The 23,527-nt window shown below is 72.9% G+C and carries 25 protein-coding genes; 10 read left to right on the top strand and 15 right to left on the bottom strand.

The window, feature by feature from the left end; genetic code table 11:
• The first annotated feature begins 3 nt into the window (after positions 1-3).
• Together ACFV88_RS09175 and ACFV88_RS09170 are read left to right on the top strand one after the other, a co-directional pair.
• On the top strand, positions 4-882 hold the full coding sequence (locus ACFV88_RS09175) for a metal ABC transporter permease (RefSeq protein WP_385487709.1): 879 nt from the start codon (positions 4-6) through the stop codon (positions 880-882).
• A gap of 215 nt (positions 883-1,097) precedes the next feature.
• Positions 1,098-1,529 carry a Fur family transcriptional regulator gene (locus ACFV88_RS09170; protein WP_385488002.1) on the top strand — a complete coding sequence of 144 codons (432 nt, stop codon included), beginning with the start codon at positions 1,098-1,100 and terminating at the stop codon, positions 1,527-1,529.
• A 79-nt stretch (positions 1,530-1,608) separates the two neighbouring features.
• Here ACFV88_RS09170 and ACFV88_RS09165 read toward each other — a convergent pair whose 3' ends face one another.
• From ACFV88_RS09165 to ACFV88_RS09130, 8 genes are all read right to left on the bottom strand, one after another.
• Positions 1,609-2,178: a YcxB family protein gene (locus ACFV88_RS09165; protein ID WP_385487707.1), complete on the bottom strand. Its 570-nt coding sequence runs from the start codon at positions 2,176-2,178 to the stop codon at positions 1,609-1,611.
• Positions 2,179-2,224: 46 nt separating this feature from the next.
• On the bottom strand, positions 2,225-3,052 hold the full coding sequence (locus tag ACFV88_RS09160) for an isoprenyl transferase (protein WP_385487705.1): 828 nt from the start codon (positions 3,050-3,052) through the stop codon (positions 2,225-2,227).
• Between the two features lie 21 nt (positions 3,053-3,073).
• Positions 3,074-3,823: a DNA repair protein RecO gene (recO, locus tag ACFV88_RS09155; RefSeq protein WP_385487703.1), complete on the bottom strand. Its 750-nt coding sequence runs from the start codon at positions 3,821-3,823 to the stop codon at positions 3,074-3,076.
• A gap of 68 nt (positions 3,824-3,891) precedes the next feature.
• Positions 3,892-4,923 (bottom strand): ABC transporter permease subunit, encoded by a 1,032-nt coding sequence (locus tag ACFV88_RS09150; RefSeq protein WP_385487701.1) that lies wholly within the window; start codon positions 4,921-4,923, stop codon positions 3,892-3,894.
• The gene (locus ACFV88_RS09145; protein ID WP_385487699.1) at positions 4,920-5,867 is read right to left on the bottom strand and encodes an ABC transporter ATP-binding protein; all 948 of its coding nucleotides are present in this window, start codon (positions 5,865-5,867) and stop codon (positions 4,920-4,922) included. The genes ACFV88_RS09150 and ACFV88_RS09145 overlap by 4 nt, the downstream gene beginning before the upstream one ends.
• A gap of 160 nt (positions 5,868-6,027) precedes the next feature.
• Positions 6,028-6,696 (bottom strand): response regulator, encoded by a 669-nt coding sequence (locus ACFV88_RS09140; protein ID WP_385487697.1) that lies wholly within the window; start codon positions 6,694-6,696, stop codon positions 6,028-6,030.
• 16 nt (positions 6,697-6,712) lie between these two features.
• On the bottom strand, positions 6,713-7,918 hold the full coding sequence (locus ACFV88_RS09135; protein ID WP_385487695.1) for a sensor histidine kinase: 1,206 nt from the start codon (positions 7,916-7,918) through the stop codon (positions 6,713-6,715).
• Positions 7,919-7,948: 30 nt separating this feature from the next.
• Positions 7,949-8,494, bottom strand: coding sequence for a metal transporter (locus ACFV88_RS09130; protein ID WP_385487693.1), 546 nt, complete (start codon positions 8,492-8,494; stop codon positions 7,949-7,951).
• Positions 8,495-8,609: 115 nt separating this feature from the next.
• On the opposite strand from ACFV88_RS09130, the gene ACFV88_RS09125 reads away from it, so the two are divergent.
• Positions 8,610-9,002 (top strand): VOC family protein, encoded by a 393-nt coding sequence (locus ACFV88_RS09125; RefSeq protein ID WP_385487691.1) that lies wholly within the window; start codon positions 8,610-8,612, stop codon positions 9,000-9,002.
• A 224-nt stretch (positions 9,003-9,226) separates the two neighbouring features.
• Positions 9,227-9,547 (top strand): hypothetical protein, encoded by a 321-nt coding sequence (locus ACFV88_RS09120; protein WP_385487689.1) that lies wholly within the window; start codon positions 9,227-9,229, stop codon positions 9,545-9,547.
• Between the two features lie 67 nt (positions 9,548-9,614).
• On the opposite strand, the gene ACFV88_RS09115 is transcribed toward ACFV88_RS09120, so the two are convergent.
• The 5 genes from ACFV88_RS09115 to leuA all read right to left on the bottom strand — a co-directional run bounded on the left by ACFV88_RS09115 (position 9,615) and on the right by leuA (position 16,897).
• Positions 9,615-10,283: a response regulator gene (locus tag ACFV88_RS09115; RefSeq protein ID WP_385487687.1), complete on the bottom strand. Its 669-nt coding sequence runs from the start codon at positions 10,281-10,283 to the stop codon at positions 9,615-9,617.
• Between the two features lie 40 nt (positions 10,284-10,323).
• Complete coding sequence (locus ACFV88_RS09110) at positions 10,324-11,781, bottom strand: sensor histidine kinase (protein WP_385487685.1); 1,458 nt, start codon at positions 11,779-11,781, stop codon at positions 10,324-10,326.
• 181 nt (positions 11,782-11,962) lie between these two features.
• Positions 11,963-14,083, bottom strand: a complete 2,121-nt coding sequence (locus tag ACFV88_RS09105) for an MMPL family transporter (RefSeq protein ID WP_385487683.1) — start codon at positions 14,081-14,083, stop codon at positions 11,963-11,965.
• 147 nt (positions 14,084-14,230) lie between these two features.
• Positions 14,231-14,947, bottom strand: coding sequence for a TerB family tellurite resistance protein (locus tag ACFV88_RS09100; RefSeq protein WP_385487681.1), 717 nt, complete (start codon positions 14,945-14,947; stop codon positions 14,231-14,233).
• A gap of 162 nt (positions 14,948-15,109) precedes the next feature.
• Positions 15,110-16,897 (bottom strand): 2-isopropylmalate synthase, encoded by a 1,788-nt coding sequence (leuA, locus tag ACFV88_RS09095; RefSeq protein ID WP_385487679.1) that lies wholly within the window; start codon positions 16,895-16,897, stop codon positions 15,110-15,112.
• 309 nt (positions 16,898-17,206) lie between these two features.
• On the opposite strand from leuA, the gene ACFV88_RS09090 reads away from it, so the two are divergent.
• The 5 genes from ACFV88_RS09090 (at position 17,207) to ACFV88_RS09070 (ending at position 20,768) form a co-directional block, all read left to right on the top strand.
• Entirely contained in the window at positions 17,207-18,271 is a 1,065-nt protein-coding gene (locus ACFV88_RS09090; RefSeq protein WP_385487677.1) for a M4 family metallopeptidase, read from the top strand.
• Positions 18,272-18,292: 21 nt separating this feature from the next.
• Positions 18,293-18,559 (top strand): protealysin inhibitor emfourin, encoded by a 267-nt coding sequence (locus tag ACFV88_RS09085; RefSeq protein WP_385487675.1) that lies wholly within the window; start codon positions 18,293-18,295, stop codon positions 18,557-18,559.
• Positions 18,560-18,651: 92 nt separating this feature from the next.
• The gene (locus ACFV88_RS09080; RefSeq protein WP_385487673.1) at positions 18,652-18,861 is read left to right on the top strand and encodes a hypothetical protein; all 210 of its coding nucleotides are present in this window, start codon (positions 18,652-18,654) and stop codon (positions 18,859-18,861) included.
• Between the two features lie 58 nt (positions 18,862-18,919).
• A complete protein-coding gene (locus ACFV88_RS09075) occupies positions 18,920-19,897 on the top strand; it encodes a zinc-binding dehydrogenase (RefSeq protein WP_385487671.1) in 978 nt (325 codons plus the stop codon).
• A gap of 115 nt (positions 19,898-20,012) precedes the next feature.
• Positions 20,013-20,768 (top strand): leucine-rich repeat domain-containing protein, encoded by a 756-nt coding sequence (locus ACFV88_RS09070; RefSeq protein ID WP_385487669.1) that lies wholly within the window; start codon positions 20,013-20,015, stop codon positions 20,766-20,768.
• Between the two features lie 41 nt (positions 20,769-20,809).
• On the opposite strand, the gene ACFV88_RS09065 is transcribed toward ACFV88_RS09070, so the two are convergent.
• The gene (locus ACFV88_RS09065) at positions 20,810-21,751 is read right to left on the bottom strand and encodes an AraC family transcriptional regulator (RefSeq protein ID WP_385487667.1); all 942 of its coding nucleotides are present in this window, start codon (positions 21,749-21,751) and stop codon (positions 20,810-20,812) included.
• Positions 21,752-21,832: 81 nt separating this feature from the next.
• Between ACFV88_RS09065 and ACFV88_RS09060 the strand changes: the two genes are divergently transcribed.
• A complete protein-coding gene (locus ACFV88_RS09060) occupies positions 21,833-22,678 on the top strand; it encodes an SDR family oxidoreductase (protein ID WP_385487665.1) in 846 nt (281 codons plus the stop codon).
• 95 nt (positions 22,679-22,773) lie between these two features.
• Here ACFV88_RS09060 and ACFV88_RS09055 read toward each other — a convergent pair whose 3' ends face one another.
• Positions 22,774-23,442: a TetR/AcrR family transcriptional regulator gene (locus ACFV88_RS09055; protein ID WP_385487663.1), complete on the bottom strand. Its 669-nt coding sequence runs from the start codon at positions 23,440-23,442 to the stop codon at positions 22,774-22,776.
• Positions 23,443-23,527 lie beyond the last annotated feature (85 nt).

The following is a 23,527-nucleotide window of genomic DNA, read 5'->3' as shown; positions in this document are numbered from 1 at the left end:
CTGATGGAGATCCTCGACTACGCCTTCATGCAGCGGGCCCTGCTCGCCGCCGTACTCGTCGGCATCACGGCCCCCGCAGTCGGCATCTACCTGGTGCAGCGCCGCCAGTCCCTGATGGGCGACGGCATCGGCCACGTCGCGATGACCGGGGTTGGCCTCGGCTTCCTGCTGTCCGCCTCGCCGGTGTGGATGGCGATGGCGGTCGCCGTGCTCGGCGCGGTCACCATGGAACTGATCCGCTGGTACGGCAAGACCCGCGGTGACATCGCGCTCGCCATGCTCTTCTACGGCGGCATGGCCGGCGGCGTGATGTTCATCAACCTGGCGCCGGGCGGTTCCAACGCCAACCTGAACTCCTACCTGTTCGGCTCGCTGTCGACGGTGTCCTCCGAGGACGTCCTCGCGATCTGCCTGCTGGCGGCGTTCGTCGTGCTCGTGACGGTCGGCCTGCGCCGACAGCTCTTCGCGGTCAGCCAGGACGAGGAGTTCGCCCGGGTGACCGGGCTGCCGGTGCGGTTCCTGAACCTGCTGACGGCCGTGACGGCCGCCGTCACCGTGACCGTCGCGATGCGGGTGGTCGGGCTGCTGCTGGTCAGTGCGCTGATGGTGGTGCCCGTCGCCGCGGCCCAGCAACTCACCCGGTCCTTCGCCGCCACCTTCGCCGTGGCCGTCGCGATCGGCGTCTCGGTGACCCTCGGCGGCACCGTCACCTCGTACTACCAGGACGTCCCGCCGGGCGCCACGATCGTGCTGCTGACGATCGGCGTGTTCATCGCACTGACCGTGCTGGCCGCGCCGCTGGCCCGCCGGCGCGCCCGCAATGCGGCCCCCACCGATACCGACGGCGCCCCCCTGGAGTGCGCGGTCCCGAGCTCGCACTGAACCGGGCGCCACACCCGCGGGGGAGGGCCCGGCGAAGTCCGCGGGGGAACCCACACAACCCCCACACACCCGGGGAACCGACACGAGCCACCCCACCAGAACTGGGAGGAATCACCCCGCACCGACGGGGCGACGGCATCCGCCGCCCGACCGGTGCACCGCACCGGGGGGTCAGCGCCTGGCACAATGGCCGGGCAGGAGACCAGGAGGAGGCCATCGTGACAGCCCCGGTTCGAGGCAGGTCCACCCGCCAGCGCGCGGCCGTGGCGGCAGCGCTCGAAGAGGTGGACGAGTTCCGCAGTGCCCAGGACCTCCACGACATGCTCAAACACAAGGGCGACTCGGTCGGCCTGACCACGGTGTACCGCACCCTGCAATCCCTCGCCGACGCCGGCGAGGTCGACGTCCTGCGCACCTCCGACGGCGAGGCCGTCTACCGCCGCTGTTCCAGTGGCGAGCACCACCACCACCTGGTCTGTCGCGCCTGCGGCAAGGCCGTGGAGGTGGAGGGGCCGGCCGTCGAGACGTGGGCCGAGGCCATCGCGGCGGAACACGGGTTCGTGAACGTCGCGCACACCGTGGAGATCTTCGGCACCTGCGCGGAGTGCGCGCAGGCGGAGGCGGAGTCGGAGTCGGAGAAGAGCTGACCCCCGCCCCCGTGCAGCCGTGGCGTGCCGTTCGGTGCAGCCCCGCACGGGACGGCAGGGCGGCACCGAACGGCACGGCTCAGGCGCGGTGCAGCCGCCGATCCAGCAGCTCCCGCAGCCGGTCCACGTCCTCGGGCCGCTGCACGCCCGCCTTGGGCAGCACGGAGAAGCCGGCGCCGTTGCGGTCCCCCAGGAACAGCACGAACGAACGGGACGTCTCCCGATAGCGCCCGAACGAGGACCACCGGGCCCGGATCTGCGTGTGGTCGCCGGTGAACGTCAGCGACTCCTCGTCCAACACGGCGTGCAGCGGCCCCTCGTAGTCGGCCGCGCGCTGGTACATCCGCCCGTAGGACCAGCCCTGGAATCCCAGCGCCAGCACGGCCACGAACACGGCCACCACCAGCGCGAACAGCCACCAGAGGGGTTCGTCACCGGCCAGCAGGGACACCGGCAGCGCACCCCCGGCGGCCCAGCAGGCCGCCATCACGCTCCTCTGCGCCCGACGGGCCGACGGTATCGCCTTCGCCCGTTCGGCCAGCGCCTCCTGGAAGTCCTTGGCGACCAACTCGTAGCGCAGTTCGATGCGCTCCCCGGCCACCGGTGCCGCACTCCCCGTCGACTGCGTTGCCTGCGTCGCCTCGTCCACGCCCCGCGTCCCTCCCCGTTCCGGTCCGTCCCTGATCCGCCCCGCGCTAGCGACCGCCCCTGAGGATCTGCTCCTCGTTCGGGATGGCCCCGCCGAACCGTCGGTCCCGGGAGGCGTACTCCATGCACGCGCGCCAGAGGTCGCGGCGGTCGAAGTCGGGCCACAGTACGTCCTGGAACACCATCTCGGCATAACTGCTCTGCCAGATGAGATAGTTGGAGGTGCGCTGCTCGCCGCTGGGACGCAGGAAGAGGTCCACGTCGGGCATGTCCGGGTAGTACAGGTACTTGGCGAAGGTCTTCTCGTTCACCTTCCCCGGGTCCAGCTTGCCCGCCGCGACATCACGGGCCATGGCCTGCGCGGCGTCGGCGACCTCGGCGCGGCCCCCGTAGTTGACGCAGAAGTACAGCGTCATCGCGTCGTTGTCCTTGGTCTGCTCCTGGGCGACCTGGAGCTCCTGGACGACGGACTTCCACATCTTCGGCATCCGGCCCACCCAGCGGATGCGGATGCCGAGTTCGTCCATCTCGTCACGGCGGCGACGGATGACGTCCCGGTTGAAGTTCATCAGGAAGCGCACCTCGTCGGGCGAGCGCTTCCAGTTCTCGGTGGAGAAGGCGTACAGGGAGAGGTTCTTGACCCCGATCTCCAGACAGCCCTTCAGCACGTCGAGGACGACGCCCTCGCCGACCTTGTGGCCTTCCGTGCGCGGCAGCCCCCGGTCCTTCGCCCAACGGCCGTTGCCGTCCATGACCACGGCGACGTGCTTCGGCACGAGCTCGCCGGGGAGCTTCGGGGGGCGGACACCGGACGGGTGCGGCTCCGGGGTCTTGTACTCGCGGCGGGACCGGCCGAGGATTCCACGACGTGCCATGAGGGGTTGTCTCTCTCCTACCTAGGTCTTCTCTACGTAACGCAGGGAACGCAGTCCGCGCTCCAGGTGCCAGTGCAGATATGCCGACACCAGCCCGCTGCCCTCACGGACGTGACGCGCCTCGCAGGCGTCGGCGGTGGGCCAGTCGCCGGTGAGCAGCGCCCCGAGGAGTTCCAGGGCCTGCGGCGAGGGTACGACGCTGCCGGGCACCCGACACTCCCCGCACACGCTCCCCCCGGCGGCCACCGAGAAGAAACGGTTCGGGCCGGGCAGTCCACACTTGGCGCAGTCGCCGAAGCTGGGGGCGTACCCGTTCACCGCGAGGGAGCGCAGCAGGAACGCGTCGAGGACGAGGTGCGGCTCGTGCTCCCCGCGGGCGAGCGTCCGCAACCCGCCGACCAGCAGCAGGTACTGCTGGACGGCGGGCTCCCCCTCGTGGTCGGTGAACCGTTCGGCGGTCTCCAACATGGCCGTGCCGGCGGTGTATCGGGCGTAGTCGGTGACGATGTCGCCACCGTACGGCGCGATAGTCTCACTCTGGGTGCACAGCGGCAGGCTGCGGCCGATCAGCTCGCTCCCGCGGGCGAAGAACTGCACGTCGACGTGGGAGAACGGTTCGAGGCGGGCGCCGAACTTCGACTTCGTGCGCCGCACCCCCCGGGCGACGGCGCGCACCCGGCCGTGGCCACGGGTCAGAAGCGTGATGATCCGGTCGGCCTCACCGAGCTTCTGGGTCCGCAGCACCACGCCGTCGTCCCGGAACAGACTCATGGACCCATTCTCCCGCACCCCCGTGCGCCCCGGAGCCATCGGGTCGAACGGACGTCCGCCGCGGTGGGTCAGCTCACCCGGCGTCCGATCCGGCCGAGGCCGAGCGCCGTGAGGGCCACGCTGAGCACCAGGTAGATCGCGGTCTCCAACAACTGGAACGTCCCGTAGCGGCTGCCGGGGTGGTAGCGGACGTCGATGTGCAGCTCGTGCCCGGCGAGGCAGACAGCCGTGTCGCCGAACGTACCGCCCGCCCCGGTCCGGGGCGGATCGTCCAGGCAGTCGTTGAACCGCGCCCCGTCGAGGGCCTCGCCGTCCGCGGTGCGCAGTGGACTCGTCTCGGCGATCCACGCATCGGGAGCGTCCGGCAGCCGCAGCCCGCCGATGACGGGACCGCCGCCGATGCCGCCCAGGCTCCGCGCCCCGTTGATCGTCTCGGCCGTCACCCGCAGGGTGGTGGTCTCCGGTGCCATCAGCGCGGGCCGCACCACGTTGGGGAAGAAGAACTGGAAGGCGACGAAGCCGACGAGGGTCACCGCCATCGCCGGCAGGGTGCGCCGCAGCAGCAGCCCGACGAGGGTGCCGAAGGTGACGGCCAGCGCGGCGTGACCGAACGGCACGAGGTGACGGGCCCCGAACTCCAGGGCGCCGAAACGGTTCTGGACGACCTCGTCGAAGGGTGCCGCCGCCCAGGTCAGCAGGGTCGCCAGCGCACCCGTCAGGAGCACCGCTGCCGCCCCGACGAACGCGACCTTGGTGAGCAGCCAGCGCGTCCGGGTGACGCTCTGGTTCCACACCAGCCGGTGGGTGCCGTTCTCCAGCTCCCGGGCGACCATCGGCGCGCCCCAGAACGCCCCGAGGACGGCGGGGACCAGGGCCAGCCCGGCGGCGAGGAACAGCAGGGTGTTCTCGTGGGCGCTGCGGAACTGGCTCCGCGCCCGGGCACAGTCACCCCCGCCGCCGTCCCCGCACCGGGACCGGTACGCCTCGTAGCCGTCGCGGACGTCCACGCCCACGTACAGCAGATAGCCGGTGGCCAGGATCAGGGCGAGGGCGCCGGCCAGCGCCTGCCCGCGGAACTGCCGCCAGTGCAGCCAGGTCATCGGGTGCCCTCCTGCGATGCGGTGCCGCTGCCGGTGCCGGGGCCGGAGGTCGGGGCCGGGCCGGGGGCGGTACTGCGGGCGGCTGCGGCCCGGGTCATGTAGCCGAGGACCAACTCTTCGAGCGAGACCGGCTCGACGGCCCGGGGCAACGCCACGGCCGGGGACCCGACGCGGACGACCGCGCCGCCCCGGTCCCGCCACACCACCTCGACCCCGGCGGGCAGCGCGCCGGGTTCCCCGCGGGACGCGGGCAACCGGGCGTGCGAGGCCAACAGGGCCCGGGTGTCGCCGGCGATCTGCACCCGCGCGTCGCACAGCACGATCAGGTGGTCGCAGACCTGCTCGATGTCACCGAGCAGGTGCGAGGAGAGCACGGCGCTGGCGCCCAACTCCCCCACGAACTCCATCAGGTTGCGCAGGAAGCCCTGGCGGGCCAGCGGGTCCAGGGCCGCCGCCGGTTCGTCGAAGATCAGCAGTTCGGGCCGCTTGGCCGCGGCGACGGTCAGCGCCAGTTGGGCCCGCTGGCCGCCCGACAGCCGTCCCGCCCGCTGTGCGGGGTCCAGCCCCACCTGGCGGATGCGCCGCTCGGCCAGCTCCCCGTCCCAGACCGGGTTCAGCTGCGCACCGAGCCGCAGGTGCTCGGCCACCGTGAACGAGCCGTACACCGGCGTGTTCTGGGCGACGAACCCCACCCGGGCCAGGTGCGACCCACCGGCCGCGGGACGCGAGCCGAGCACGGTCAACGAACCGGAGGTCGGCTGGATCAGCCCGCAGGCCAGATGGAGCAGGGTCGACTTGCCGGCCCCGTTCGGACCGACCAGGCCGATGACCCGGCCGGAGGGGATGCTGAGGTTCACGTCATCGAGGGCGGGCGCACGGCGACGGCCGTACTTCTTCGTCAAGCCCACGGCGTGCAGGGCCGTGGGGGCGGAGGTGGTTGGCATGCCTTCATCGTGGAATCCGCCGCCCGCCCCCGGCATCGGCCGCATGCCCGGTTCCGCCGCCCGGCGACCGTACTTCCGGCCGATGACCGTACGTCCCACCGGCGCGGAACGACTGCGTCCCGACGGCGCGCAACGACTGCGTCCCGGCCGCGCGGAACGACTACGCGGTGCCCTGGGCGATGCCGTTCTCCCAGGCCCAGGCGGCGACCTCGACCCGGTTGCGCACCCCGAGCTTGGTCTGGATGCCGGACACATGGCTCTTGACCGTGCTGAGCGAGATGAACAGCTCGGCGGCGATCTCCCGATTGGTGCGCCCTCGGACGACGGCCCGGACCACCTCGATCTCGCGCCCGGACAGCGGAGGCGACGGCGCGCGATCGGGTCGGGGCAGCTTGCCCACGCCGTTCAGGTGCTTCAGCAGCCGCAGCGTGACCGACGGCGAGACCAGCGCCTCGCCCCGGTGCGCGGCGCGCACGGCCTCCACGAGCAGCGTGGGCCCGGCGTCCTTGAGGACGAACCCCACCGCACCGCCGCGCAGCGCCCCGTACACGTACTCGTCCAGGTCGAACGTGGTCACGACGATGACCCGCAGCGGATCGGGCACCCCGGGGCCGGCCAGCGCGCGGGTGACCTCGATGCCGTCGAGCTTGGGCATCCTGATGTCCACCAGGCACACGTCGGGGCGCAGTCGCCGGGCCGCCTCGATCGCCGCGGCGCCGTCTTCGGCCTCCGCGACGACCCGGATGTCCGGCTGGTCCTCCAGGATCAGCCGCAGCCCGCGGCGGATCATCGCCTGGTCCTCGGCGAGCAGGACCGTGATCGGGGTCATCCGGGCTCCAGGGTGATCATCCGGGCCCCCTGGCGGGGACGGGCAGGGCCGCCCGCACGGACCAGCCGGCGCCGTGGCGGGGGCCGGCGTGCAAGGAGCCGCCGAGGGTCTCGACGCGTTCGCGCATGCCGATCACACCGTACCCGCCGCGGTGCGGAGGACGGCCGGGGTGCGGCGCGTCATCGACGACCTCGACGGTGACGACCCCCGCGGCCCGCACGACGGTGACCTCGACCGAACGGGCGTGGCGGGCGTGGCGCAGGACGTTCGTCAACGCCTCCTGGACGATGCGGTACACGGTACTGGTCACCTCCGGCGGCCAGTGGGAGGCGTCGTCGGGCACGGTGAGGCGCGTACTCGGGCCCTGCCGTCCGAAGCGCTCGACCAGCGTGCCCAGTTGTTCGGGCCCGGGCGAGGCGGGCGCGCCGTCGTCGGTGTGGTCGATGTCGATATCGGCACCGGTATCCGTATCGGCGCCGGAGTCGGAGTCGGAGTCGGAATCATGGTCGGCGTGGCGCAGCAGGCCGACGACCCGCCGCATCGCTACCATCGCCTCCGAACCGGCGGCTTCGATCTCGGCCAGCGACTGCGCCACCTGTTCCGGGGAGCGCCGGGCGACGACCTGTGCGGCCTGGGCCTGGATCAGCATCCCCGTGAGGTGATGGGCGACGACGTCGTGCAGTTCCCGGGCGAGCTCCAACCGCTCGCCCCGGCGCACCCGTTCGACCGCGGCCCGGGCCCGGGCGTCCTGCATGCGCAGCGCCCCGCCGACCGCGAGGGCGACCAACCAGCCCACCACGGCGAGGACGACCACCGCCGAGGCGGGGCGGGCGGCGAACTGGCCGGCGATCAGCAGCAGTCCGCCGCCCGCGACGGCCCCGGCCCGCACCGCAGGCAGGGCCCGGACGGCGGAGCCGATGAGCACGGCCAGTCCGAGGGTCGTGGCGGGCCCGGGCTCGGCGGGCAGTTCGACGTCAAACAGCGGGCCGACGAGCACGGCCACGGCCGCCGTGAGGAGACCAGCGACCGCCGTCCGGGTCCGCTCGCGGTGGCGCACCAGGGCGAGTACGCAGACCACGACCGCGACGGCGGCCCCCGGAGCCCCGTAGGCGGCGCCCCAGGTCTGTGCGAGGGCGGCCCACTGGACGGCGATCGCCGCGAGGAACACGCCGCCGGCTCCGGCGGTGGCGGCGACCTTGGTCCACCGGTTCGTGCTGGTCACGTGGTCAAGGCTAGCGAGCACGCGTACCTCCTACGGACGCGGCGGGTCGGGCCAGGGCGCCCCGGGCGCCGGGGAGTCGGCGCGCCGGTCGTGGTCCAGGCGGCGCAGCACCGTGCCCGTGCCGAGGGCGGCGACCGTCGCCACCGTGACCAGGGCCGTCACTGCGCTCCAGCCCTCGGCCCAGGTCAGCGCGGTCACCCCGAGGCTGCCCGCGGCGATCCCGGTCGCCGCTCCGGGCGGCAGGGTCCGGACGGCGGAGCCGATGAGCACGGCGAGGGCCAGGGTCGTGGTGGGCGCGGGCTCCTGCGGCAGGTCGTCGCCGACGGCCAGGGACACCGCGAGGGCCGCCGCCGTCACGGCCGTGCCCAGGGCCGCGGTGAGCGCCGGCCACCGCGCGCGCAGCAGTGCGAGTACGGACACCACCGTCGACACCGTGGAGCCGAACACCCAGGAGGCGCCGCCCCAACTGTCCATGAGCAGGTACGTCGTGGCGGCGATCCCCAGGGCGCACACCACGCCGAGTCCGAGGTCGCCCCCGGCCCCAGCCCGTCGTGTCCGCCGTTGCACTGTGTCCATGCGAATCAGGCTAGGGAGCGGGGGCATGCGGCGAACCGGCCGAAAGTACGGAAGTGCGGCGGGCGGGCCGTGCTTCGGACGGGTTCGCGTGCCGTCGGGCTCCTAGGATCGGGGGATGATCGCCGTCTTGCAGTGCACCGTCCTGGACTGTGCCGACCCGGCCGCGCTGGCCCGCTTCTACGGTGCGCTCCTGGGCGGCGACGTCGACCGACCCGACGCCCGCTGGTCCCTGGACGCGGACTGGTCGACCCTGCACACCCCCGCCGGGCAGGTGCTGGCCTTCCAGCGGGTGGCCGACCACCGTCCGCCCACCTGGCCGGACCCGGACCGCCCCCAGCAGTTCCACCTCGACCTGGGGGTGCCGGACCTCGACCGGGCCCACGACGCGGTCCTCGCGCTGGGCGCCCGGTTCCTGGACGCGGGTCCGCCACCGGGCGGTTGGCGGGTCTACGCCGACCCCGCGGGGCATCCGTTCTGCCTGGTGCGGCACGTGGGCGGGGCGCGGTAGCAAGCGTCACCTGGTCGGGGCCGTGAGGTTTGCAGTCCCACGAACAAGGTTCCGGGGGTGGCTCGTTGGAGTGGTCCGCCTTGGGCTCGGCAGCCTGTTCCGTCATCTGCGCGTACAACGTGGTGACATGGCACCGGGCGACCGGCATCAGAAGAAAGAAGGACGTGGAAGCGGCTCAGAAGAGGCGAACAAGAGTGATCAATTCACAGGGAAGCACCGGAACTGTGCGTAGCTGGTACTTCAACCTCGTCCTCGACGCCCCGCTCACCGAGGAGCAGAAGGACGTCCTGGACGGTCTCGACCGCTTCGCAGCGGGCGGCATCGGGCTGGAAGAGGGGCCGGGGTACTCGGGATTCCTCTGTGTCGTCCGGGCCGAAACCCTCACGGCGGCCGTCGTGGACACGCTGAGCCGCTTCGAGGACTTCCCCGGTGTGCTGGTGCGGAGCGTGGTGCTGGACCACGTCGACCTTGCCTCGAACGGCATGGCGACCGCTGCCGTGGTGCCCGCTCCACCCCCAGCGGAGGCGTCCTCGTCGACGTCGTGACGTCAACGGACGGCCCCCGTTGGGGCAGCCTCTCCCGCAACAGCCCGGACGGGAGCGTACGCGTCGTTCACCCGCCGCCCGGCGTGACGAGCCCCGACTCGTACCCGAGGATGACGAGCTGCGCACGGTCCCGCGCGCCCAACTTGCCCATGATGCGGCTGACATGGGTCTTGGCCGTGAGCGGACTCAAGCTCAGGGTGTCGGCGATCTCCTGGTTGGTGAGGCCCCGGGCGACGAGGGTGAGCACCTGGCGTTCGCGGTCGGTGAGGCCGTCGGGGCTCAGCGCGGAACGGGGGCCCGGGTCGGGGGCGCGCAGCGCACGGGCGATCAGCCGGGCCGTCGGTCCGGGCGACAGCAGCGCCTCGCCCTGGGCCACCAGGCGTATCGCGTCGAGGAGTTCGGCGGGCTTGGTGTCCTTGACGAGGAACCCGGACGCCCCCGCCCGCAGCGCGTCGATGATGTGCTCGTCCGTGTCGTAGGTGGTGAGGACCAGCACCCGCACGCCCACCAGGTCCTCGTCCGCGGCGATGAGCCGGGTCGCGGCGATCCCGTCCAGGTCCGGCATCCGGACGTCCATGACGACGAGGTCCGCCCGTGCGGTGCGGGCGAGTTCGACGGCTTCGCGTCCCGTGCCGGCCTGGCCGACGACCTCCATGTCCGGTGCCGACTCGATGAGCATGGCGAACGCGGCCCGCACCAGCGTCTGGTCGTCGGCGAGCAGTACACGGATGGTCACGCGGTCCCCCAGGGGAAGTCGATCGGCGTCGGACGGCGGGTCATGCGGGGGACTCCCCCGGGTCGAGACCCTGCCACGGGCGTCCCGGTCCGTCCACGGCGACCCGGGCGGGTGCCGCGTCGAGGACCGGGGCGAGCGTGCCCTCCTGGGCCACGGGGACCAGCGGAAGGAGCGCCGTCACGGTGAAGCCGCCGGTGGGCCGCGGCCCCGCCTCCAGGGTGCCGCCGACGCTGCGGGCCCGCTCCCGCATCCCGATCAGCCCGAAGCCGGAGGCCGTGGTGGGCTCTGCGGCCGGGTGCGCGGGCCCGGGGTCCGGGGCGCCGGCCCCGTCGTCGGTGACGGTGACCTCCAGGGCCACCGTCGCGACCCGGACGGCCACCGTGACCGCCACGCCGGGGCCCGCGTGCCGCACCGCGTTGGTGAGCGCCTCCTGGACGATCCGGTAGGCCGCAGCGCCGACCGCCGGGGGCGGCTGGACGTCGACGCCCCGCAGGGTGAGGGTGACTTCGGCGCCGGCGCTCCGGGCGGCCTCCACGAGGTCGGGCAGCCCGCCGAGACCGGGCAGCGGGCCGCGCGGATCGCCGGGGGCGTCGGCGCGCAGCACCTCCAGGGTGGTGCGCAGTTCCCCGCGTGCGGCCCGGCAGGTGTCGGCGATGTCGTCGAGGGCGCGGGCCACCGCCGTCCGGTCGAGCCGGTCCGGGTCGGCGGCCAGCACATGGGCGGCGACGGACGTCTGCACCCCGATGAGGGTGATCGTGTGGGCGAGCAGGTCGTGCAGGTCCCGGGCGATCCGCAGGCGTTCCTCGGCGACCCGGCGGCGGGCCTCCTCCTCGCGGGTCCGTTCGGCGCGCTCCGCCCGCTCGTGGGCGGCCCGCACGTTGCCGCGGTGGACCCGTACGTAGGCGCCGACGACGAGGATGGCGACCACCCAGCCGGAGATGCGCAGGAGTTCCATGGCCTCGTGCGGGCTGACGGCCAGCATGACGGACATGGACAGGCCCAGGGTGCCGAGGCCCACGCACACCGTGCGGCAGAAGGTGCCGGTGACGGCGACCGTGTAGAGGGCCAGGTAGGTGACGGGTCCGGGGGCCGTGTGGTCGTAGTCGAGCGAGTGGTAGGGGGCGACCAGCGCGATCACGGCGAGCAGCGTCCCCAGGGGTGCCCGGGTGCGGAACACGAGGGGGACGTGGGCGGCCAGGAGCAGGCTCCAACCGAGGGCGTCGAGGGTGCCCCGGTCGCAGAAGAACGCGATGACCACGGCAGTCACGGCGGTGAGGGCGGCCAGGACGCGGTCGTCGCACAGCAGGTGCCAGCCGCGGGCGAGGCGGGCCCTGGCCCGGGAGGCCCGCCCGGTGGGGGTCCCGGCCGCCGCGACCGCGCCCCCGGTGGGAGCCGTCCCGAGCAGGGTGGCAGCGGGCGATGAGGGCTCGGGCACGACAACGGCATTGCGGGCCCGCGTCTGGCGGGAGTTGGGTTCCACGGGGCCATCCTGCGGCATGAGGGCGCCCCTCCGGGAGGGAGGGGCGCGCCGGACGGGTGCGGGGAGTTCACCGGCGGGGCCGGTGGGGCCGGTGCGGCGGCCGGTGGGACGCGTACGGTGGTCGGCGGGACGGGCCTCGCCGGGGCGCCCCTACGAGACGGGCCGGTACGCGGACCGAGCCGCTACGGGAACGGGGCCGCTACGGGGTGGGGACGCGTTCCTCCTCCCGCGGCCGGGGCGGCGCCGCAGCCTCGGACCGCGCACCGGGCGAGGGCTTCGCCAGCGGGCCGGGCCACCACACCCGCCGGCCGAGCGCGACACTGGCACTGGTGACCAGGTAGGTGCGCACCAGGAAGGTGTCCAGGAGGACGCCGACCGCGATGACGAAGCCGAGTTGCACGAGTTGGACCATCGGCAGGTTGATGAGCACGCCGAAGGTCGCCGCGAGGACGAGCCCCGCCGAGGCGATCACCGCACCGGTGCTGCGCAGGGCGCTGAGCGCGGCGGCGGCGGGTTCGACGCCGTCGAGGCACTCCTCCCGCATCCGGTGCATGAGGAAGATCCCGTAGTCCACGCCGAGGGCGACCAGGAACACGAACGACAGCAGGCCGAGCCCCGGATCGGCGCCGTCGAAGCCGAACAGCGGCCCGAAGACGAGGCCCCCGATGCCGAGCGAGGCCCCCCACACGGCGACGACCGCGGCCACCAGCAGCAGCGGCGCGACGAGGCTGCGCAGCAGGGCGATCAGCACGATCAGGACGGAGGCGAGGACGAGCGGGACGACGACCTTGCGGTCCCGGGCGTGGGTCTCCTTGAGGTCGAGCTGTTCCGCGCTGGGGCCTCCGACGTAGGAACCGGGGAGCGCGGTGCGCAGGCCCTCGATGGTGCGGGTCTCGGCGGCCGACTCCGGCTTGGCCGAGGCGAGTACGGATATCTCGGTCCAGCCGTCCCCGGCGCGTCCGCGGTCGACGCGCTCGACGCCGGGGACCTTCCGGGCGGCGGCGAGGGTGTCGTCCGCGCGGTCGGTGGGGGTGATGACGGCGAGCGGCTGGGTGCCGCTCTCGGGGAACGCCCCGCCCAGGGTCTCCATCGCGGCGATCGACTCGGGGCGGTTGGTGAAGGTGTCCTCCTGCTTGAGGTTGCCCGGCAGGTTGAACACGCCCAGTGCGAGCGCCCCGAGCAGGACGGCGCCCCCGATGAGCACGGTGTACGGGCGACGGCCGGCGGAGCCGCCCATCTTGGCGAACACCGAGGTCCGGTCCTTCGGTCGGCTGCCGAACGCGGGGATCAGCGGCCAGAACACCCGGCGGCCGAAGAGGACGAGGAGGGCGGGCAGCAGGGTCAGCATCGCGACCAGGGCGGACAGGACGCCGAGGGTGCCGAGCGGGCCCATGCCCCGGCTGCTGTTGAGGTCGGCGGCGAGCAGGCACAGCAGTCCGGCGGCGACCGTGCCGGAGGAGGCGAGGACGGCGGGTCCGCAGCCGCGCAGGGCCGCGCGCATCGCGTCGTACGGCAGCCGGTGGCGGCGGAGTTCCTCGCGGTAGCGGGCGACGAGCAGCAGGGCGTAGTCGGTGCCCGCGCCGAAGACGAGGATCGTCATGATGCCGGCGCTCTGGCCGCTGATCGGGGTGTCGAAGACCTGGTTCAGCCCGTAGGCGCCGGAGCGGGCGAGGAGTTCGGCGGTGCCCGCGCTGAGGAGCGGGACCAGCAGCAGGAAGGGGCTGCGGTAGATGACGATGAGGAGGATCGCGACGACGGCGACGGTGGTGTAGAGCAGCGGGCCGCCGAGCGACCCGTAGACCTCCTCGGCGTCGACGTCGAGGGCGCTGGGCCCGCCGACCTCGACGCTCAGCCCGTCGCCGCCGGAGGCGGTGGCGCGGACCTCGCCGACGAACTTCGCCCGGGCCTCCTCGTCCTGGCCGGGACCGTTGGTCGTCACCGGGTACATGAGGGTGGTGCCGTCCCGGGAGGGGACGCCCTCGGGCGCGGCGCTGAGGTCGTGGGTCCGCGCGATCTCGTCGAGCTGACGGTCGGCGGTGGCGCGGTCGGCTGCGGTGAGGCCCTCGTCACGGTGGTACACGAGGACCAGTTCGGTGCTCTCGCCGCCCGGCAGACGGTCCTGGATCTTGGCGACCTGGGTGGAGTCGGCGCTGGCCGGGAGGTAGTCGACGGCCCGGTCGCGCTGGACGTCGGAGAGCTTCCCGGCGAAGGGCAGCACGAGGGCGAGGACCGCGATCCAGAGGCCGAGGACGGCCCAGGGCAGGGCTCTGCGGGACCGGGTGCGCGGTGGAGGCTGGGGTGTGGAGGTCGGTGTCGTCACGCCTTCAAGGCTTCCGCCCGTACGGCCGGGATTCCTCGGACCGTGGGCCGAAGTCCCGGTTACCGCTCCGGGTGCGGTGCGCGGCGCGTTACTCCCCCCGGAGTACTCCCGCGGGACTCCGACGGGCTCCGGCTCCGGGGGCGCGGGTCAGGAGGGGGTGGGGCGGGCGGCGCTGAGGAGTCGGGTGACGTCGTCCGGGTCGAGGGTGAGGGCGCGGCCCACGGTGGCGAGGATGTCGCGTTCGGCGGGGGTGTACGGGCCGTCGGCGAGGGCGATGCGGGCGCCCTGGAGCAGCAGCGACTCGCGGCCGATGGGCGCCAGGTGCGGGGCGAGCGGTTCCAGCGCCTCGTGCAGTTCGATGGCGAAACCGGTGAGGCCCGGGTCGCCGTAGAGGCCCGGCAGGCGCCCCGTGTCGGCGCTGACGGCCTCGACGAGGGTGACGAGCTGTTCCTCGTCGCAGTCCCGGTACCCGGCGTCCCGGAGCGCGGCGAGCGCGACGCCGACCGCGCAGCGCGCGCCGGTGCCGCCCGCGGCGAGGACGGCGAGCGCGACGGTGTGGATCGCGTCGCGCAGCATGGCGGAGAACCGCTGGGTGGTCGGGTGGTCGAGGACTTCGGTGCCGAAGTGTTCCTGACAGGTCACGCACTCGACGACGGGCGCGGTCGCCCCGCGGGGCAGCAGCGGCAGGCCGAGGACGGCGAACCGACGGCGGCCGGTGCGGCGCTCGTAGTTGCGGTCGCAACCGCAGCCGGGGCAGAAGAACTCCCCGTCGGCGACGGTCGTCCAGGCGGTGCGCACCCCCGGCAGAAGGCCTCGGCGGCCACCACGGCCGCCACGGCTGTTCCGTCCTCTGCTCGGCAGCACGTCACACCTCCGCAACATCGTGGCAACCTCGCCGTGTTGGCGTGATGTTAGCCACATCGGACGGGTGCCGTCAGTACCCAGGATGTGAAGGTGGCTGGGAGACGCCCCGGCGCCCGCCGCCCCGTGGGGTGGCGGGCGCCGGGGACGCGCAGGTGGCGGGGGTCAGCGGGTCGCGCGGTTGACGGCGGAGACGACGGCCTTCAGCGAGGCACGTGTCGTATTCGCGTCGATGCCGATGCCCCAGAGGATCTTGTCGCCGATCGCGCACTCGATGTACGAGGCGGCCTGCGCGGAGGCGCCCTCGCTCATGGTGTGCTCCTGGTAGTCCAGCAGGCGTACGTCGATGCCGATGGACTGGAGGGCGTCGAAGAAGGCGGAGATCGGACCGTTGCCGCTGCCGCCCAGGACGGTGTCGGCGCCGTCGACGGTGGCCTCGACGGTGAGCGTGTCGATGCCGTCGGTGTCGGTGGTGGACTGGCCGGTGCGCAGCTGGACGCGGCCCCAGGCGTCGTCCGGGTTGGGCAGGTACTCGTCGCGGAAGACGTTCCAGATGTCCGTCGGGGTGACCTCGCCGCCCTCGGCGTCGGTCTTCGCCTGGATGATCTTCGAGAACTCGATCTGCATCCGCCGCGGCAGGTCCAGCTTGTGCTCGTTCTTCAGGACGTACGCGATGCCGCCCTTGCCGGACTGCGAGTTGACGCGGATCACGGCCTCGTAGGAGCGGCCCACGTCCTTGGGGTCGATGGGCAGGTAGGGCACGGCCCACTCGATCTCGTCGACGGTCTGGCCGGCGGCGGCGGCCGTCGCCTCCATCGCGTCGAAGCCCTTCTTGATGGCGTCCTGGTGGGAGCCGGAGAAGGAGGTGTAGACGAGGTCGCCCACGTACGGGTGACGGGGGTGGACCTCCATCTGGTTGCAATACTCGGCGGTGCGGCGGACCTCGTCGATGCGGGAGAAGTCGATCTGCGGGTCGACGCCCTGTGAGAACAGGTTCATGCCCAGGGTGACCAGGTCGACGTTGCCGGTGCGCTCGCCCTGGCCGAACAGACAGCCCTCGATGCGGTCGGCCCCGGCCATCAGCGCCAGCTCGGCGGCGGCGACGGCGGTGCCGCGGTCGTTGTGCGGGTGCACGGACAGGCACACGTGCGCGCGGCGGGACAGCTTGCGGCTCATCCACTCGAAGCGGTCCGCGTGGGTGGAGGGGGTGGAGCGCTCCACGGTGGCGGGCAGGTTGAGGATGATCTCGCGGCCGGCCTCGGGCTGCCACACGTCCATGACCGCTTCGCAGACCTCCAGCGCGAAGTCCAGCTCGGTGTCGGTGAAGATCTCCGGGCTGTACTGGTAGCCGAAGGTGGTGCGGTCGTCCAGCAGCTTCTCCGCGTACTCCATGACCAGCCGGGTGCCGTCGACGGCGATCTGCTTGATCTGTTCCTTGGAGCCGCGGAAGACGACCCGGCGGAAGACCGGCGCGGTCGCGTTGTACAGGTGGACGGTGGCGCGCTTGGCGCCGACCAGCGCCTCGACGGTCCGCTCGATCAGGTCCTCGCGGGCCTGGGTGAGGACGGAGATCGTCACGTCGTCGGGGATCGCGCCCTCCTCCTCGATGATCGACCGCACGAAGTCGAAGTCGGTCTGTCCGGAGGCGGGGAAACCGACCTCGATCTCCTTGAAGCCCATCGCGACCAGCAGGTCGAACATCTCGCGCTTGCGGGCGGGCGACATGGGGTCGATCAGCGCCTGGTTGCCGTCGCGCAGATCGGTGGAGAGCCAGCGGGGCGCCTGGGTGATCCGCTGGTCCGGCCACGTCCGGTCGGCGATGTCGACCTGCTCGTACGGGCGGTACTTGTGGATCGGCATCGCGGTGGCCCGCTGGAGGTGCGTCGCATTGGTGATCGGCGTGGGACGGCCGACGGAGGACGGATCAGCAGCAGGGCGGGAAGGGCTGGACATGATGCGTAGGGCTCCTCTTGGTCCACGGGGGACGGCCGACGGCTGAGCGCAACACCGAACTCCGCGGGGAGGGGGTCGGCCTACGACTACAGGCCCTCGCCGCGGCAGCTAAGGAGAAGCAGCCCGAAACGCATGGTGCACGCAGCCTAACCGAGCCCTCCCGAGGGTGGTGGCCTGTCCCAGTATGCGGGACGCATGAGGGGTACGAGGCGAATGGTTCCCGGGCCGCTTCGCACGCGCTTCACTCCTTTTCGCCAATTCCACGTCACCTGTGGTGACAACAGAGTGACCGACTGCCACATTGCCCTCATGACACCACAGCGACCGGGCCGTCGGCCCGTCTTCTGCACCGTCGTCCCGCCGCACATCCTGGACAAGCTCGCCCAGGCCGACGACGCGGCCGTGTCACGCGCCGCGACCCGCACCCTGGAACTCGACGCCGCCCAGCGCACCCGCCGCCGGATCGCCACGGTGCGCGGCCTCGCCCCCACCACGGCAGTGCCCTCCGACAAGCCGGACCGACGGGTCCACGACGCGCAGAACAGGGAGGTCCTACCGGGCCGCAAGGTGCGGGACGAGGACGACCCGCCGACCGGCGACGCCACCGTCAACCGCGCCCACGCCGGCCTCGGCGCCACCTTCGAGCTGTACCTGAAGGCGTACGGGCGCCGCTCGATCGACGACTCCGGCCTGCCGCTGGTGGCGACCGTGCACTACGGCCAGGACTACGCGAACGCCTTCTGGAACGGCGAGCAGATGGTGTTCGGCGACGGGGACGGGGAGCTGTTCCTCGACTTCACGCTCCCCGTCGACGTGATCGGCCACGAGCTGACCCACGGCGTGGTCCAGTACACCGCGAACCTGGAGTACTACGGCCAGTCGGGCGCCCTCAACGAATCGGTCTCCGACGTGTTCGGCGCCCTGATCAAGCAGTACGGGCTCGGGCAGCTCGCCAAGGACGCGGACTGGCTGATCGGCGCGGGGCTGCTCGGCCCGAACGTCGAGGGCGTGGCGCTGCGCTCGATGAAGGCGCCAGGCACCGCCTACGACGACGACGTCCTCGGCAAGGACCCGCAGCCCGCGACGATGGACGACTACGTCCGCACCAACCGGGACAACGGCGGTGTCCACATCAACTCGGGCATCCCGAACCACGCCTTCTACCTGCTCGCCACGGAGCTGGGCGGGAACGCCTGGGAGCGCGCCGGCCAGATCTGGTACGACACGCTGACCGGCGGCGAGCTGGCCCCGGACGCGGACTTCTCGGAGTTCGCCCGACTGACCCTGGCGGCGGCCCGGTCACGCTACGGCGCGGGCACCGAGCTGGAAGCCGTGACGAAGGCCTGGTCGTCGGTGGGTGTTCCGACGGGCTGACCACGGGGTAGGCGAAGGGGCATGCGTATCGTCGTGCGGCGTACCGGAGGGTTCGCGGGAATCGAGCGGCGGGCCGAGGTGGACACCACCGCCCGCCCCGACGCCGAGGTGTGGCACGCCCTGGCCGAGCGGGCACTGACCGGTGCCCGCTCGGCGCCCGGCACCGGCGTCCCGGACGGTTTCAGCTACCGCATCACGGTCGACGGCCGCACGGCGTACTGCGCGGACCCCCGGCTCACCGACGCCCAGCGGGAACTCGTGCGACGGGTCCTGAAGGAGGGCGCCTAGACACCGAAGGGCTCGCGAAGCTGCTCGGACCGCCGCACGGCGAGAAGGACGCCCGGGCCAGGCTCACGGAGTACGGCGGGCGGGGCTGGCGGGTGACCTGGAGCCACCGCAGTGAGCTGGAGGGGGTCTACCAGGTCCGGATCAAGGGCTCGGCCCGCAAGGACAGGCAGCCCGTCGACGTCCGCGAAGTCCTCGTCTGGGACGAGGACCACTGGAACATGGCGCCGCTGGGCGACGGTACGACGCCCCCGGGTTCCTCCAGCACGAAGCGCCCGCCTCCGGCCTCACCGGGCTTGACCTGAAGTTGAGTTGAGGTCGGACGATGGAGTCCTCCCGTCGAGCCCTCCGGAAGGAACATCCATGCGTGCCGTCGTTCTCCACCAGTTCGGTCCCCCCGAGAACCTCCGGCTGGAGACCGTGCCCGACCCCGTGCCGGGCCCCGGTCAGGTCCGCATCGCCGTGCGCGCCGCGGGGGTGCACCAGATCGAGACGGCGATGCGGGAGGGGCTGCCGATCGGTCCGCCGCTCCCCGAGCTCCCGGCGGTCCTCGGCGGCGAGGTGGCCGGCGTGGTGGAGTCGGTCGGGTCCGGGGTGGACCCGTCGTGGGTGGGGGCCCGGGTGGTCACCGCGCGCAGCTCGCCGGGGGGTTACGCCGAACTGACCGTCGCCGACGTCCCGGCCCTGCACCGCATCCCGGACGGGCTGGGCCACGAGGCCGCCGTCGCCATGGTCGTCACCGGCGCCACCACCGTGGGCCTCCTCGATGCCGCCGCCCTCACCAGCGAGGACGTGCTGGTGGTCACCTCGGCCGCCGGCGGCGTCGGTTATCTGGCCCTCCAGTTCGCCCGCCGGATCGGCGCCACCGTCATCGGCGCGGCCGGCGGACCGGCGAAGACGGCGACGGTACGGGAGTCGGGCGTCGACCTGGCCGTCGACTACGACCGTCCCGACTGGCCGGACGTCGTCCGCGCAGCCCTGGGCGATCGCGTCACCGTGGTGCTGGACGGGGTCGAGGGCGAGAAGGGCCGGGCCGCCTTCGGGCTCCTGGTGAAGGGCGGGCGGTACCTCAGCATCGGGGCTTCGTCGCGTGAGGAGTTCCGCCCGGACGAAGCGGAACTGCGCGAGCGGGGAGTGAGTTTCACCGATGCCCTGGCGCTGATGTTGGAGGGCGGTCAGGACGCGCGCATCGACGAGGCCCGTGCGCTGGCCGCCGCCGCCGACGGGACGGTGACGCCCTCCCTGCACGCCTTCCCCCTGTCGCAGGCCGGCGCGGCGCACGCAGCGATCGCCGCGCGGGCGACGACGGGCAAGGTGGTCCTCGTCCCGGACGGTGTCTGAACGCGTCACGGCCGTGGAGCCGCGCGGACGGGTTCGGGGGCGGGCCGGGCGGGCCGTATGCTCGGCCGGACGCCCGCCCGATCGCCCGCCCGATCGCCCGTCCCGAGGAACAGGAGTGACCGCTGTGTCGTCACCGCAGGCAAGCGACGACCGCGGCCACACGCTGAACCTGTGGCGCCACGGGCTCGCGGAGGTGCCCGAGTCGATCTGGCGGCGCACCGAACTGCGGGTGCTGATCCTCGCGGAGAACGGACTCACCTCCCTCTCGCCGGAGGTCGGCAGGCTGGACCGGCTGCGGACCCTGGACCTGGGCCACAACGCACTCGCCTCGGTACCCGAGGAACTGGGTGAGCTGTCGGGACTCACCGACTGCCTCTACCTGCACGACAACCGGCTGTCCCGACTCCCGCAGTCGTTGGGCCGGTTGACCCGACTGCGTTACCTCAACGTCGGCGAGAACCGGTTGGACGCCCTGCCCGAAGCCCTCGGTTCGATGACCGGGCTCGTCGAGCTGCGGGCCGACCACAACCGGCTCAGCACGGTGCCCGAGGCGCTCGGCCGACTGCGCGACCTGCGTGAACTCCGGCTCCGTGGAAACGCCGTCACCCACCTGCCGCCGTCGGTCGCCGCACTCCGCTCCCTGCGTCAGCTGGACCTCCGGGAGAACGCCCTCGTCGACGTACCCGCGTGTCTGGCCGGGCTTCCGCTGTTGCGGCAGCTGGACCTACGGAGCAACCGGCTCGGCCCGCTGCCGGACTGGCTCGCCCAACTGCCCTCGCTGGAACGGCTGGACCTGCGGTGGAACGAGGTCGATCCCACGCTGCCGCTGCTGTCCCGACTGGAGCGGCAGGGGTGCACGGTCTGGACCTGAGCGGGTGCCGGGGACACGGGACCCCTGACGGGGGCCGGGACTCAGCCGGCGCGCCACTCGGGTTCCGGGTTGCGGTGATCGCTGGGCCGGGTGCCGCGCAGCCGTTTGAAGGCCACGCTCAGCGCGAAGGCGCCTGAGTAGCCGACCTTCCTCGCGACGACGTCCACCGTGTGGTCGGTCTCCCGCAGCAGGTCCGCGGCCAGGGCGACCCGCCAGCTCGCGAGGTAGGACATCGGCGGTTCGCCGACCAGCGCGGTGAACCGCCGGGCGAGCAGTGCCCGCGACACTCCCGCCTCGGCCGCCAGGTCCGCCACCGTCCACGGGCGGGCGGGCGCCTCGTGCAGCAACCGTAGTGCGGTGCCCACGGTCGGGTCGTCCAGGGCGCGGCACCAGGCCGGGGGGCGGGCGTCCGGGTCGTCGAACCAGCTGCGCAGCGCGGCGACCAGCATCAGGTCCAACAGTCGGTCCAGCAGCAGTTGTTGACCCGGACGGTCCCGGATGACCTCCTCGGCCAGGGCCGCCGCCGACGGGTAGGGGCCGGCGCCGGCCGGTACCACCAGCACGGGGGGCAGGGCCCGGAGCAGTCGTTCGCTGAGCTCCCCCCTGCGTTCGAACGCCCCGCTGATCAGTACGGCGGCCTCCGCGGCCGGTGTTCCGCAGGTCCGGTCGGGCCCGGGGGCGCGTTCCACGCCCTCGGCGCCCGGGCAGTAGTCGGCGCGGGTCACCGTCAGCGCCGGCGCGGTCCGGGGGTCGTCGGCCACCGTGTAGGGCACGTCGCCGCGGACGACGGCGATGTCGCCGACGCCGACGGGGACCGGATCCTGGCGGTCGGGCACGATCCAGGCCCGGCCGCGCAGCATCGCGGCGAGCGTCAGCGGGGCGCCGCTGGTGATCCGCAGCGCCCAGGGCGGTCGCACGATCGTCCGCCGGAAGACGGCGCCGCGCGCCCGTACCCCCGCCAACACCTCCGACACGGCGTCCATCACTTCACTGTAGACGCACAGACATCAGTGGGAGCTTCCAGGCCATGGATCGTCCCGCTGCCGGCCGGTTGACTGGGGGTCATGTCTGAACAAACAACTCTGGTCACCGGGGCGACCGGCAAGTCCGGTCGCCGTGTCGTCAATCAACTGCGGGCCGCGGGAGTGCCGGTGCGGGCGGCCGCCCGGCACGGGGAACACCCCTTCGATTGGACCGACCGCACCACCTGGGACCGCGCCTTGGAGGGCGTGCGGTCCGTCTACCTCGTACCGCTGGACGGCACCACGCTCGTGCGCCCGTTCGTCGAGGCGGCGGTGCGCCACGGGGTGCGGCGGGTGGTCCTGGCCTCCGGCCGCGGGATCGACGATCCGCACTACGCGAAGGACGACAGCGGCATCCTGGAGGGCATGCTGGACGGCGAGAGGGCCGTCCAGGAGAGCGGTCTGGAGTGGACGATCAGCAGGCCCGGTTGGTTCGCGCAGAACTTCAGCGAGGGGTTCTTCGCCGATGCCGTGCGCACCGGTGAGCTGCGGTTGCCCGCCGGTGACGGGGCCGCCAGCTTCGTCGACGCCGAGGACATCGCCGCGGTGGCGGTGGCCGCGCTGACCGGGGACGGGCACGCGGGGCAGGTCTACGAGCTGTCCGGGCCACGGGCGTTGACGCTCACCGAGGTGGCCGCCACGATCTCCGGGGCGACCGGCCGGGAGATCCGTTACGTGCCGCTCTCCGTCGAGGAGCACGTGGCGGAACTCGTCCGGGAGGGGTGGTCACCGGCGGACGCCGCGGGCTTCGCGGAGATCGTCGGACCGATCAGGAGGGGCACGGACGCGTATCTGTCGGACGGGGTGCAGCGTGCCCTCGGGCGCCCGCCGCGGACCTTCGCCGCATTCGCCGACGCCACGGCCGCCGCGGGTGGTTGGCCGAACTGACCGCCGCGCGGCGGGCCCGGTCCGGCACCGCTGCCCCCGGCACTCGGTCGGGCACCGTTCCCCCGGGGACCGGTCCGGCAGCGCTCGCCCCGCGCTCAGTCCGTTGCCGCTGCGCCGGTGCCCAGCCCGGACGCGACGGAGGTCTCCGCCGCGTCCGGGTGGTCGCCGGCGGCCCGGACGAAGTCGAGGACCATGCCGTGCAGGACCTCGCGGGGGCCGAAACTGCCGGCGATGTACCCGGCGCGGCCGAGTTGGGCCAGTCCGTGCATCTGGCAGAAGAGTTGGCGGACCAGCAGGTCGGGTTCACCGCCCGCGCGGAAGCGGCCCGCGGTGAGGCAGCGGCGGATGGCGTCCCGGGGCGGGCGCAGTACGTGGATGCCGAGCCTGCGGTCCTCCTCGGTGAGGGCGAACCCGGCGAACGCCGAACCGCCGAACATCACCGCGTAGACGTCGGGTTCGTCGTGTGCGAAGTCCTGGTAGGCGCGGCACAGGGCGGCCAGTTCGGCGACCGGGTCGTCGGGGTGGGCGGCCGCGGCGCGGGCGACCCGTTCGTGGAAGCGGTCGAAGCCCTCCGTCATCAGTGCGCGGACCAGGCCGGGCATCGACCCGAAGTGGGTGTAGACGGCCATCGTCGAGGTGCTGACGGCCTTGACCAGGCGGCGCACGCTGAGCGCCGCCGCGCCTTCTTCGGCGAGCACCCGCGCGGCCTGGTCGAGGAGGCGGCGGCGTACGTCGAGGGGGGTCAGGCGATCGTCAGTTGACACAGCCGCACTATAACGCTGTTATGTGCATAACGGTGTTATGGGTGGAGGCGATCACCCGGGACCGGACATCGGCCCTGCCGGTGTC

The organism is Streptomyces sp. NPDC059816 (assembly GCF_042732055.1).
Taxonomy (GTDB): domain Bacteria; phylum Actinomycetota; class Actinomycetes; order Streptomycetales; family Streptomycetaceae; genus Streptomyces.
This window is presented reverse-complemented; position numbering and strand designations above follow the sequence as displayed.